The 12362-nt window shown below is 43.7% G+C and carries 11 protein-coding genes; 8 read left to right on the top strand and 3 right to left on the bottom strand.

What is annotated here, in order from left to right; genetic code table 11:
• Positions 1 to 5 precede the first annotated feature (5 nt).
• From IJ23_RS06055 to IJ23_RS06045, 3 genes are all read right to left on the bottom strand, one after another.
• Positions 6 to 1409 carry a Y-family DNA polymerase gene (locus tag IJ23_RS06055; protein ID WP_033905737.1) on the bottom strand — a complete coding sequence of 468 codons (1404 nt, stop codon included), beginning with the start codon at positions 1407 to 1409 and terminating at the stop codon, positions 6 to 8.
• Positions 1410 to 1413: 4 nt separating this feature from the next.
• Positions 1414 to 2106 carry a translesion DNA synthesis-associated protein ImuA gene (gene imuA, locus IJ23_RS06050; protein ID WP_033905734.1) on the bottom strand — a complete coding sequence of 231 codons (693 nt, stop codon included), beginning with the start codon at positions 2104 to 2106 and terminating at the stop codon, positions 1414 to 1416.
• Between the two features lie 129 nt (positions 2107 to 2235).
• On the bottom strand, positions 2236 to 2982 hold the full coding sequence (locus tag IJ23_RS06045; RefSeq protein ID WP_033905732.1) for a YciK family oxidoreductase: 747 nt from the start codon (positions 2980 to 2982) through the stop codon (positions 2236 to 2238).
• A 254-nt stretch (positions 2983 to 3236) separates the two neighbouring features.
• On the opposite strand from IJ23_RS06045, the gene sohB reads away from it, so the two are divergent.
• The 8 genes from sohB to IJ23_RS06005 all read left to right on the top strand — a co-directional run bounded on the left by sohB (position 3237) and on the right by IJ23_RS06005 (position 12347).
• Complete coding sequence (gene sohB / locus IJ23_RS06040) at positions 3237 to 4298, top strand: protease SohB (RefSeq protein ID WP_005385819.1); 1062 nt, start codon at positions 3237 to 3239, stop codon at positions 4296 to 4298.
• A gap of 208 nt (positions 4299 to 4506) precedes the next feature.
• Complete coding sequence (gene cmk / locus IJ23_RS06035; protein ID WP_021033981.1) at positions 4507 to 5187, top strand: (d)CMP kinase; 681 nt, start codon at positions 4507 to 4509, stop codon at positions 5185 to 5187.
• A gap of 110 nt (positions 5188 to 5297) precedes the next feature.
• The gene (rpsA, locus tag IJ23_RS06030) at positions 5298 to 6968 is read left to right on the top strand and encodes a 30S ribosomal protein S1 (protein WP_005385817.1); all 1671 of its coding nucleotides are present in this window, start codon (positions 5298 to 5300) and stop codon (positions 6966 to 6968) included.
• Positions 6969 to 7181: 213 nt separating this feature from the next.
• Positions 7182 to 7463 carry an integration host factor subunit beta gene (ihfB, locus tag IJ23_RS06025; RefSeq protein ID WP_005385816.1) on the top strand — a complete coding sequence of 94 codons (282 nt, stop codon included), beginning with the start codon at positions 7182 to 7184 and terminating at the stop codon, positions 7461 to 7463.
• A 269-nt stretch (positions 7464 to 7732) separates the two neighbouring features.
• The gene (locus IJ23_RS06020) at positions 7733 to 8029 is read left to right on the top strand and encodes a LapA family protein (RefSeq protein WP_005376663.1); all 297 of its coding nucleotides are present in this window, start codon (positions 7733 to 7735) and stop codon (positions 8027 to 8029) included.
• A gap of 18 nt (positions 8030 to 8047) precedes the next feature.
• Positions 8048 to 9223, top strand: a complete 1176-nt coding sequence (gene lapB / locus IJ23_RS06015; RefSeq protein ID WP_033905730.1) for a lipopolysaccharide assembly protein LapB — start codon at positions 8048 to 8050, stop codon at positions 9221 to 9223.
• An 84-nt stretch (positions 9224 to 9307) separates the two neighbouring features.
• Positions 9308 to 10009, top strand: coding sequence for an orotidine-5'-phosphate decarboxylase (gene pyrF / locus IJ23_RS06010; protein WP_005376667.1), 702 nt, complete (start codon positions 9308 to 9310; stop codon positions 10007 to 10009).
• A 499-nt stretch (positions 10010 to 10508) separates the two neighbouring features.
• Positions 10509 to 12347 carry an extracellular solute-binding protein gene (locus IJ23_RS06005; protein WP_017633867.1) on the top strand — a complete coding sequence of 613 codons (1839 nt, stop codon included), beginning with the start codon at positions 10509 to 10511 and terminating at the stop codon, positions 12345 to 12347.
• Positions 12348 to 12362: the final 15 nt, after the last annotated feature.

The following is a 12362-nucleotide window of genomic DNA, read 5'->3' as shown; positions in this document are numbered from 1 at the left end:
TCGATTTAACAAAAATAGCCATGAAGAAACCAGTGCTTGTGCTGATCGCGAAATATCCATAACCAGCGGCCTTGCTTGGTGTGTGCAATGTAGTAATCACGCATGATCTCATCACCATCCCACCACCCAGAAACTATTCGCTCAGGTCCGTGGACCAAAGAAACTTGCTCTTGCAATACAATGGGAGTCGGTAATTGCATTGCTGGGCGTAGTATGGATGGTATGGCGTGCCCCTTTTCATCCGGAGCATCAGCAGGGCGATACTGACTGGCCTTTTCTGGTCTAGGATCGCAAGCAATATTGGGTTTTAAAACGGCACTTTTTCCCAATTTAGCTTGCAGTAAAGAGAGCAGCTCTAAAGCATTCATGTTTCCTTTCTGCCCAGCAAAGAGATCGCGTGATGCACTAAGAGGCTCACCTTGACGGATGACTTTTAACGTTAGCCCTGTGACTGGGCCATTAAGCGAGAGTGATTCTAAGCTTAAACTCGCTAACTGTTGCCAACGCTGACATAGGTAATCACCTTGCGCAGAAGTGAGTTGAAGGTGTTGCTCTTGTTTCTCACGCTGGTGGAGTGTTAAACACAGTTCAAAAGCGACCTTATCTCTTAATTTTAGAAAGGTTTCGAGTTGACGAAGTAATTTGGTCAACGGCTTTTTAATCCACTGAACGTTTTCGATCTCAAACAAGAGCTCTAAATAAACTTGGAAGGATTCGGTAGGGTGATAAAAGTCGACAGGGTGTTTAAACTGCCCAGTCAGTCGACCAACGTAGTTCACCAAATCGATATCAAAGCGTCGTGCGATGTCTTGCAATGGCAGTTCAAGCAGGTTTTGCAATGTGGTGACGCCTACACGTTGTAACTTCTCTACGGTAGCGTTTGATAAATCTGTCAGTTTTAACGGTAGTGGTGATAAAGCTTTTTGTATGGCAGATTTGTCTTCACTGATGACGTTCGCTCCTGATATTGCCATCAATTTGGCAGCAAAAGGCGAAAAACCACATCCGAATTGAAAACTCAGTTTCAGCTCCGATAAGTGAGCTCTGACTTTGTTCCAATAGTTTTCAAGCCCTTCATACAGAGCGAGCATTGGAGTAGCACGCAGCAAAATACCTTGGTTTGGCATCAACACAACGTCAGATGTGATCAAATACAGCCATTGAGCAATTTCTTGTAACTTGCTCAATTCGGTGTGCGGATGATAAGGATGCACTTGTAAATCTCGACACAAGGACGCAGCACTGCCTAGGCCCATACCAGGCTTAATGCCTTGTTGTTCGGCAATCTCGTTGTATTGAAGAATCTGGCAACGTTGGCTTTCGACAATCACCACGGGTTGTTCTTGGTTATCACCAAAGAGTGCGTCTAGCTGCAGGCGAGGGAAGTGCAAGTAAATCCACAGAGCCATATCACTAACCTTGGTTCGCCAGTGGGAAATTGACCACAGTCGAGTGCACAGTTTCAGATGATGGTTTCACCAGTTGCGGGTAATGGTGTTGGAAGCCGATACTAACGCTACCTCTATTCCAGCCTCCTTTCCTTTTCAGCACTTCAACATGAATCCCTTGCTCGTCGCCTTTCAGTTTTAAACTGAGTGACACAGGCAAAGACAAGCGGTTGATAGTATCTGTTTTAAGCATAAAGAGAGGGCAACTCCCTTGTTCACTTGCTACCTGTAAGCGTTTCACTTGATGTATTTCAAGCTCTTCTTGCCATAACAAAACATTACTGCATACCCCACTTTTCAGACATTGCTCTGCAGCCCAAAGAGCATCTTTGGGGTGAGTTGGAGTAACAACCCACACTTGGTTTATATCCAACCCGATGTAGTGTAAAAACAGAGAATTCACTAGCGCAGGTGGTTGAATAAATGCGGTCATACCATTGGTCTGAGTGGCTTTTAAATAGGGAGCGAGCAAACGCAATTCACCAATACTACCAATAGATTCCATCTCCACTACGCCATGAGGTGGAAAGCCTCCGCCGAGCAAATCATCTAATTCAGAAAAACCGGAACTAGTCTGCAACTGCTGAGGATCTGCTTTCGTTAAATTTGCTTGCCAAACAAGGTGTTGGCTTTTTAAGTTCTGAATAATATCTTGCATAATAAATACCTGTATATATGTACAGTATATTTCTGTGGGAGAAAGTCGCAAGATTTTTATGAAGAGAGAAATGAAAAAAGGCAGCGTTTGCTGCCTTTTCAATCGATTATGTGAGGTAACCTGAATGAGTTATTTACGCTTCGGTTGAGCGTCGATGCACTGACCGTTCACATCGGTAACCGCAGGATCCATTAAGTGCAAATATAGCGGCATGATATCCAGTGGCGTTTTGAGAGTATTCGCATCTTCACCCGGATATGCTTTTTCACGCATGCGAGTACGAGTGGCACCAGGGTTAATTGCGTTAACGCGGAGCGGTGTATCACTCAGCTCGTCAGCCAAAACTTGCATCATGCCTTCTACGGCAAATTTAGAGATAGCATATGGCCCCCAGAATGCGCGGCCAGAGTGGCCGACGGTTGAAGAGGTAAAGATAATACGCCCAGCTTCTGATTTACGCATCACAGGCAGTAGTGCTTGAGTCATTAGCACTTCGGCTTTCACGTTGATCTGCATGATATCGTCGAAGTCTTCCTCTTTGATTTGATCAAATGGACACAGCGAACTCAAGACACCTGCGTTGTGTAATAGACCATCCAAGCGACCAAACTGTCCTTCGATTGTCTCTGCCATATCAATGTAATTCTGCTGAGTTGCACCCTTGAGATCCAATGGAATGATAGCTGCTTGTGGATAGCCAGCAGCTTCAATCTCATCATAGATAGATTCAAGGTTTTGCACATTTCTACCCAAGAGAATAACAGTTGCACCGTGCTCGGCATAAGAAAGCGCGGCTTGACGGCCGATGCCATTACCAGCGCCAGTAACAAGAATGACTTTACCTTTTAGAGCATCAGCTGAAACGGAGTAGTTCACGGCGATAAATCCTTATTATTGTAAGAGGGTCCATGATAGTTAATTGACGCTAAAAAACGCCTGTTTCTCAATGGAAAATCTTGGTAATCGTGACAAGATGGTTACAATACACCAATTCATGTGTTATACCAATTCCAGAACTTTCGTTAGGTATGCTATCAATCAGAACAAGTGGTTACAAACCGCGCTGCCTTCTCGCTGATGTTTCTGCGTAACATACTAACGTCATCTGAAATGAGATAAAGGAGCTCTCGTTGGAATTTTTATTAGATTATGGTCTGTTTCTGGCCAAAATTATCACGGTGGTTGCTGCGATAATTGTTCTGCTCATTATTGCAAAATCGGCTGGTGGCAAATCGGGTGCGGCGAAAGGGGAGTTAGAGATTACCAACCTTTCAGAGCAACACAAACAATCTGTTGAGCAGTTAGAGCATCATTTGCATGACGATGCTTTCATCAAGGCTCGAGATAAAGCCGTCAAGAAAGAAGAAAAAGAGAAGAACAAATCTCGCGAGAAAGAAATCAAACAAGCGAGCAAAGACGGTTCATTAGATAGCAAGCGTGAACCACACCTATTTGTTCTTGATTTCAACGGTAGCATAGACGCAAAAGAAGTCGCGTCTCTACGTGAAGAAATCACCGCTATTTTGGCTGTCGCACGTGAAGGTGATGAAGTGTTACTTCGCTTAGAGTCTGGCGGTGGTATGGTTCATGGTTACGGCCTTGCCTCTTCTCAACTGGACCGAATCAAAGCTGCGGGTCTTCCTCTGACCATCTCTGTTGACAAAGTTGCGGCAAGTGGCGGTTACATGATGGCATGTGTAGCAGATAAGATTGTTTCTGCACCATTTGCAATTGTGGGGTCTATTGGCGTTATCGCACAAATTCCTAACTTCAACAAACTGTTGAAGAAACATGACATTGAGTACGAACAACTAACAGCGGGTGAATATAAACGCACGCTAACGATGTTCGGTGAGAATACCGATAAAGCGCGCGATAAGTTTAAGCAAGAACTTGAAGAAACACATGTCTTGTTTAAAGACTTCATCCGTGAGCGTCGTCCTAGTTTGGACCTAGACAAAGTAGCCACTGGTGAGCACTGGTTCGGTACACAAGCGAAAGAGCTTGGTTTGGTGGATGACATTAGTACATCTGATGATATCGTTGTTGCGGCATGCAAAGATAAAACCGTACTTTCTGTGCATTATGTGCAGAAGAAAAAGCTGGCAGACAAGCTAGCAGGTGTGGCGGGTAAAGTCGCTGATAGTGTGATTTTAAAGTTAGCTGAGCGTGGTCAAAAACCGATTGTTTAATCGAGCTTAAGTTCATGACATTTAAAACGGCGAGGGCAGAAGCTCTCGCCGTTTTTGTTGAACTTTATGTTTATTGATGAATCCAATTACGCATTAGGTGTAATGCTTTACACGACATTTTTCCTCGCTCCAAAGACTGATTACCCGTATAATGTGCGCCTCGAAAACCGAGCAAATTGCTGAAAAGAAACTATTGGTGGAGAAGAACATGTCCTCTCAAACTCCGGTTGTAACCGTAGATGGACCTAGTGGTGCAGGTAAAGGCACTTTATGTATGTTGCTGGCGAAAAAGTTGGGTTTCCAACTCTTAGATTCTGGCGCAATTTATCGTGTACTTGCACTCGCTGCGATTCACCACGGTGTCGACACCGAGTCAGAAGATGCTCTTGTCCCACTAGCAACCCACCTAGACGTTCAATTTATCGCGGAAGGTGACTTAGTTAAGGTCATTCTAGAAGGCGAAGACGTGTCAGGGGAGCTTCGTAAAGAAGAAACGGGTATGGCAGCATCTAAAGTTGCGGCTTTGCCACGTGTTCGTGAGGCATTACTACGTCGTCAGCGTGCATTTGAGACCGCTCCGGGTCTGGTTGCTGATGGTCGTGATATGGGCACAATTGTATTCCCGAGTGCGCAAGCAAAAATCTTCCTTGATGCGAGTGCTGAAGAGCGTGCAAATCGACGCCTTAAACAGTTGCAAGAGAAAGGGTTAGATGTTAGATTTGCTGACCTTTTAAGCGAGATCCAAGAGCGTGACGACCGAGATCGTAACCGCCCAGTGGCGCCATTACGCCCTGCTGAGGATGCGCTTGTGCTAGATTCTACGTCGATGACTATCGACGAAGTAGTAGAAAAGGCACTACAATATATCGAATCGAAGCTAGCTGAGTAATAATACTCGACTAGGCTAAGAGCGTTGGTCGCAAGGATGATGACTGGCGAATTTAATAACCCCATGCGGTAGGATACCCGTGGAAGTTTAATTTATTGAAGATTAATTAAATGACTGAATCTTTTGCTCAACTCTTTGAAGAGTTTCTAAACGAAACAGAATTCCAACAAGGCAGCATCGTTAAAGGTACTGTAGTAGCTATCGAGAACGGTTTCGTTCTTGTTGACGCTGGTCTTAAGTCTGAATCTGCTATCCCTGCTGAACAGTTCAAGAACGCTGCTGGCGAACTTGAAGTTGAAGTTGGCGCTGAAGTAGACGTAGCTCTAGACGCTGTTGAAGATGGTTTCGGTGAAACTCAACTTTCTCGTGAGAAAGCTAAGCGTCACGAAGCTTGGATCGTACTTGAGAAAGCTTACGAAGAAGCTGAAACTGTTGTTGGTATCATCAACGGTAAAGTTAAAGGCGGTTTCACTGTTGAACTAAACGGTATCCGTGCTTTCCTTCCTGGCTCTCTAGTAGACGTACGTCCAATCCGCGACACTGCTCACCTAGAAAACAAAGAGCTAGAGTTCAAAGTTATCAAACTTGACCAAAAACGTAACAACGTAGTTGTTTCACGTCGTGCAGTTATCGAATCAGAGAACAGCGTTGAGCGTGACGAGCTTCTAGAAACTCTACAAGAAGGTTCTGAAGTTAAAGGTATCGTTAAGAACCTTACTGACTACGGTGCGTTCGTTGACCTAGGTGGCGTTGACGGTCTTCTACATATCACTGATATGGCTTGGAAGCGCGTTAAGCACCCATCTGAAATCGTTAACGTTGGTGACGAGATCCAAGTTAAAGTTCTTAAGTTCGACCGTGAGCGTACTCGCGTATCACTAGGTCTTAAGCAACTAGGCGAAGATCCATGGGTAGCAATCGCTAAGCGTTACCCAGAAGGTCACAAACTAACTGGTCGCGTAACTAACCTAACTGACTACGGCTGCTTCGTTGAAATCGAAGAAGGCGTTGAAGGTCTAGTTCACGTTTCAGAAATGGATTGGACTAACAAGAACATCCACCCTTCTAAAGTTGTTAATGTTGGCGACGAAGTTGAGGTTATGGTTCTTGAAATCGACGAAGAACGTCGTCGTATCTCTCTAGGTCTGAAACAGTGTAAAGCTAACCCATGGCAGTCATTCGCTGAAGCACAAGCTAAAGGCGACAAAGTTACTGGTAAGATCAAGTCTATCACTGACTTCGGTATCTTCATCGGTCTAGAAGGCGGCATCGACGGTCTAGTTCACCTATCTGACATTTCTTGGAATGTTGCTGGCGAAGAAGCTGTACGTGAGTACAAGAAAGGCGACGAGATCTCTGCAGTTGTTCTAGCAGTAGACGCTGAGCGTGAGCGCATCTCTCTAGGCATCAAGCAAATGGAAAATGACCCATTCAATGCTTACGTTGCTGACAACAAGAAAGGTGTTCTAGTTAACGCTACTGTAACTGCTGTTGACGCTAAAGGCGCTACTGTTGAAATCGCAGAAGGCGTTGAAGGTTACATCCGTGCTTCTGAAGTATCACGCGATCGCGTAGAAGATGCTTCTCTAATCCTAAGCGCTGGTGATGTTGTTGAAGCGAAGTTCACTGGTGTAGACCGTAAGAACCGCGTAATCAACCTATCTATCAAAGCTAAAGACGAAGCTGACGAGCAAGAAGCAATGGCATCTATCAACAAGCAAGATGACAATGCATTCGGTAACGCAATGGCTGACGCTTTCAAAGCTGCTAAAGGCGAATAATATACTCGCTTAAGCAAAAAAGGAGCCGCAAGGCTCCTTTTTTATATTTGGTCATATTTAAGTAGTAATACTAATGACAGTAAACTATCTTAATAAAAGGCATTTCTTCATTGCGCATTTTGCATAAAATTTGTCTAGAATTGTCAGCAAGTGTTTGTTGGAATTAGTATTACTTACTATAATAAGTGATAAAGATACTCAAAGAGGGCAACTATGACTAAGTCTGAACTGATTGAAAGACTCTGCGCTGAGCAAACACACTTATCAGCGAAAGAGGTAGAGGATGCTGTAAAAGATATTTTAGAGCACATGGCCTCTACACTAGAGAGCGGTGACCGTATCGAGATCCGTGGCTTTGGTAGTTTTTCTCTTCATTACCGCGAGCCTCGCGTAGGTCGTAACCCTAAAACGGGCGATAAAGTGGAATTGGAAGGTAAATACGTTCCACATTTCAAACCTGGTAAAGAACTTCGTGAGCGTGTAAATATTGGTTAATGCACTCTTATTAGTTTGAAAAAAGCGGCATACGTTTGTGTATGCCGCTTTTTTGTAATGTATCCAAGTTAGTCATACATCCAAGATCGTTTACTAATCTAATTGTGGATTCAGCTGTTTTCTATACCCAAATAACTTTAACTTCTAAGCATGTCTACAAACTAAGCATCTTGAGGTTACTTGGGTATAGATTATTGCTAATATACGTAGTCTGAAGAAGCATTTTCCTGCATAATCTTACCGACTTACTCCTAGAAGGGTGATGTAACATGAAAATTATAAAAATCGTTGCTGTTTTAGCTCTCTTTTTAATTGCATTGGCGTTAGGTTCCCAAAACCAAGAGCTCGTGACTTTTAACTATCTTCTAGCAAAAGGAGAGTTCCACTTATCTACGCTATTAGGTGTAGTATTTGTGGTTGGCTTTGCTTTAGCGTGGGTTATCTTTGGTAGCATCCAACTGAAAACTCAGCTACAGGTCCGTCGTTTAAAGAAAAAACTGAAAAAGTACGAACCAACTGAATCAAACAACGCTGCTGATAAGCCAGCCATTGAAAAACAGGCATAAGGATAAGGCTTAACTTTAATGCTTGAACTACTCTTCTTGTTGTTGCCTATAGCTGCTGCGTATGGCTGGTATATGGGGCATCGCAGCGCTCAGCAAGACAAGCAGAAGCAATCTCATCAAATCTCTCGTCAGTATATGACGGGTCTTAATCTGCTGCTCTCTGACCAATCAGATAAGGCTGTCGATCACTTTATTGAATTGCTCCAAGTTGATAACGAGACCATCGATACTCACCTTGCGTTGGGTAACCTGTTCCGGTCTCGTGGTGAAGTCGACCGCGCAATCAGAATTCACCAAAATCTTATTTCTCGTTCAGGCTTAACACTGGACCAAAAGAACCTCGCCCTTCAACAGTTAGCGAAAGACTACATGGTCTCAGGTTTTCTTGATCGTGCAGAGAAAATCTTCGAACAGTTAGTCGAAGAGCCAGATTACAAAGAGGCGGCTCTTCAACAATTAGTGACCATTTATCAGCAAACACGAGAATGGGAAAAGGCGATTTATTACGCGAACCAATTGGCTAAGTTAGGTAATAAACGCTCAAGGATGCGTGCAAATATTGCCCATTTTTGGTGTGAAATAGCCATGCTCGACCAAGCTGATGGGAATACTAATAAGGCAATACAGCATTTTAAAAAAGCGTTAGCGGAAGACCCGAAGTGTGTTCGAGCAAGTATTGCTTTGGGACGAATTTACCTAGAGTCTGAAGACTATAAGCACACCATCAAATATCTGACGGGGGTACTTGAGCAAGATAAAGACTTTATCAGTGATGTCTTGCCAACTATTGCAGAATGCTATCATCATCTGGGTCAGGAAGATGAACTTGTCGAGTTTCTGAGAGCTTGTATTGATAAGAAAGCAGGCGTATCAGCCGAGTTGATGTTGGCTCAATTAGTTGCTCATCACGAGAACGTTGGGGCTGCTCAAGAGTTACTGACGAAACAATTGCTGAAAAACCCAACCATGAAGGGCTTCTACCGTTTAATTGGCTACCACATTGCAGAAGCAGAAGATGGTCGAGCGAAAGACAGCCTATCAACACTACAAGCGATGGTGGGTGAACAGTTAAAAGTGAAACCGCATTACCGATGCCGGAAGTGTGGATTTTCTACCCATTCCCTTTATTGGCATTGTCCGTCCTGTAAAGGATGGGGGACGATCAAGCCAATCCGCGGATTGGATGGTGAATAATTCTTAATGCAGCTGGCAGAGTTTCTGTCCGCTGCATTTTTTTAACTTTTTATTGAATAAGAACCAAAACAGTTAGGAGATGAAATGATCGACCAAAAAGTTATTGTCGCACTGGATTATGATAACCAAGCAGATGCACTTGCGTTTGTAGATAGAATTGATCCTGCGTCATGCCGACTAAAAGTTGGCAAGGAGATGTTTACGCTATTTGGTCCTGATTTTGTACGTGAACTCCATAAACGTGGTTTCTCTGTATTCCTAGATTTAAAATTTCACGATATTCCAAACACCTGCTCGAAAGCAGTTCGCGCTGCGGCTGAAATGGGTGTATGGATGGTGAACGTACACGCGAGCGGTGGTGAGCGTATGATGACGGCATCACGTGAAATTCTTGAGCCATATGGTAAAGATCGTCCACTTCTTATCGGTGTAACGGTACTAACCAGTATGGAACAAAGTGATTTAGCTGGTATTGGTTTGAATGTTGCGCCTCAGGAGCAAGTGATTCGTCTAGCAACCTTGACCAAAAACGCAGGCTTAGATGGTGTGGTATGTTCAGCGCAAGAGTCCTCATTACTGAAGAGCGAACTAGGCCAAGAATTTAAGTTAGTGACCCCTGGTATTCGACCTGCTGGCTCAGAACAAGGTGACCAACGCCGTATCATGACGCCAGTAGACGCTATCCAATCAGGTTCAGATTATCTTGTGATTGGTCGCCCTATCACTCAAGCGTCAAATCCTGCAGAAGTGCTGAAGTCGATCAATGAGAGCTTATCTAACATGTAAGCACTGTCTCGATTGTATGGAGAAAAGTGAGGCTAAGATGCCTCACTTTTTACATCGAATGAAAATACTGATCGCGGTAAACAACCATTCCTTTTAACCAGCTATGTCTGATCATTTACTCGCTTTAACTGGTATATCGGGGCCAATTGAGATAAAGGTTCTGCGGTTTATTCTGAGTAAAGTAGGGCTTGGTACTATGCCGATCACACTTTTGTAACATAACTCACTGTGATGCCTCGAAAATGCAACCATGTGTTATTGATGGCTTGCGTTACAAATGTCTAAAGAATACTATGGCGAAGATGCATTCACTGCGTTGTAAGGTCTAGGATGACCTAGTGAAACTCTTTGAAATTAATATAGAAGCTGGCAGGACGTCACTTCATATTACGTTCCTATTATTTCCTATCTGCGTATTTTAAATCGCAGCTTTCTGTGAGCTTTCACACGCTGTCTTCCTTGTTACGACCTTAGTGCGCAAACACAACAAGGAAGAAACATGACTAAAAAACTGCCATTTTCAGTACTAGCAACACTGACCGCTGCCAGTTTTCAACTGAGTGCGGCAGAATTGCCAGCTGATATCGAATGGATTTCAAACAACAACGAACCTCTATTTGCCTCTGAAGAAGCGGTACGAGGTGGCACCTATCGCACTTACATTCAGAGCTTTCCGCAAACATTACGAAGTGTTGGTCCAGATGCGAACTCAGGTTTGCGCCAATACTTAATGGATGGTTCACCAAAACTGGCTCAGCGTCATCCAAATACTGGCAAATGGATCCCTCAACTTGCTAAGTCATGGGCATTTGGAGAGGACAACAAAACCGTATTCTTTAAACTCGACGAAACGGCCGAGTGGTCAGATGGTGAAAAAATTACAGCAGATGATTACGTCTTTATGATGAAGTACTACACGTCAAAAGACATTATCGACCCGTGGTATAACGACTTCTTCACAAACAGTATTGTGAGTGTTGAAAAAATTGATGACTACACGATCAAAGTCAATCTTGCTGTAGCTCAAAGTCATGACTCACTTATGGTTATGATTAACATGCCAAGTAATGGTTTTCAGCCTCGTCCTGAACACTTCTTTGAAGGAGAAAAGGACGCAAATAACGATGGCATGCCTGATAACTTCGTCAGAAAGTTTAACTTTAAATCTGAGCCAACCGCAGCGCCTTACTACATTGATCAAGTGAAGAAAGGTAAGAGCGTAACATTCAAACATGTCGGTGAAGATTGGTGGGGATACAACAACCGCTACTATAAAAACCGTTATAACGTTGAAAAGGTTCGCATTAAGGTAATTCGCGATCCTGATATTGCCATGAAGCACTTTGAGAAAGGCAACTTAGACTACTTTGAGATGGTGCTACCAAGCTTTTGGCATGACAAAACCAATAGTGATGTGTACAAAAAAGGCTATATCCAAAAGTACTGGGGCTTTAACGAAGCACCGCAAGGAGCTGGTGGTCTTTGGATGAACACAGCGATGCCGATGTTGGATAACCTAGAAGTGCGTAAAGGTGTTATGGCAGCCACTGACTATGACGGCATGATTGAAAACATCATGCGTGGAGATTATTCACGTAAACCGCATGGACTCGGCTTTGGTCATGGCGAATACGATGATCCTAACAATACACCGCCAAAGTTTGATGCTGATGCGGCGGTTAAACACTTCGAAAAAGCGGGCTTTGACAAAGTGGGCGCAGATGGTATTCGTGTTAACGACAAGGGCCAACGCTTGAGCTTTGCCATCACCTACGGATACAACTCTTGGACACCGCGTATTGCATACCTGAAAGAGCAAGCGAAACTTGCTGGTCTTGAGTTCACCTTAAACTTGGTGGATGGCTCATCTGCGTTTAAATACATTCTTGAGAAAAAGCATCAGCTAGCGTTTTTGAATATGGGCTCTGGTGAGATCCCTGCGTATTGGGAATACCTACACTCGGATAATGCAAATCGACCACAAACGAATGCTCACACCAACTACAGCAGCCCTGAGCTAGACAAGTTAATTGAAGCGTATGACTCTGAGTTTGATCAGGAGAAGCGTTACGACTTGTCGCATCAAATCCAAAACTATGTCAGCAAAGCAAATATCATCGTTCCTGGCTACATGGTGCCTTATTCTCGAGTTGCTCATTGGCGCTGGGTTAAAATTCCTAAAAACGGCATGACAAAAGCGACAGAATGGGTGCTTCATCCAATGGATATCGGTAATTTCTGGATTGATAACCAAGTAAAAGAAGAGACAGAAGAAGCGATGGACGAGGGTAAAACCTTCCCAGAACTAACGGTAATTGATGATCGTTACAAATTGTAAATCAGTAGTTTAGAT

It is taken from the genome of Vibrio sp. OY15, assembly GCF_000742455.1.
GTDB lineage: Bacteria > Pseudomonadota > Gammaproteobacteria > Enterobacterales > Vibrionaceae > Vibrio > Vibrio alginolyticus.
Note: the sequence above shows the minus strand (reverse complement) of the source record. Positions and strands in the feature narration are given on the sequence as shown.

Coding starts and splice junctions, on each gene's coding strand:
- IJ23_RS06055 (WP_033905737.1), bottom strand. CDS start 1,409: ATGGCTCTGTGGATTTACTTGCACTTCCCTCGCCTGCAGCTAGACGCA.
- imuA (WP_033905734.1), bottom strand. CDS start 2,106: ATGCAAGATATTATTCAGAACTTAAAAAGCCAACACCTTGTTTGGCAA.
- cmk (WP_021033981.1), top strand. CDS start 4,507: ATGTCCTCTCAAACTCCGGTTGTAACCGTAGATGGACCTAGTGGTGCA.
- rpsA (WP_005385817.1), top strand. CDS start 5,298: ATGACTGAATCTTTTGCTCAACTCTTTGAAGAGTTTCTAAACGAAACA.
- ihfB (WP_005385816.1), top strand. CDS start 7,182: ATGACTAAGTCTGAACTGATTGAAAGACTCTGCGCTGAGCAAACACAC.
- IJ23_RS06020 (WP_005376663.1), top strand. CDS start 7,733: ATGAAAATTATAAAAATCGTTGCTGTTTTAGCTCTCTTTTTAATTGCA.
- lapB (WP_033905730.1), top strand. CDS start 8,048: ATGCTTGAACTACTCTTCTTGTTGTTGCCTATAGCTGCTGCGTATGGC.
- pyrF (WP_005376667.1), top strand. CDS start 9,308: ATGATCGACCAAAAAGTTATTGTCGCACTGGATTATGATAACCAAGCA.
- IJ23_RS06005 (WP_017633867.1), top strand. CDS start 10,509: ATGACTAAAAAACTGCCATTTTCAGTACTAGCAACACTGACCGCTGCC.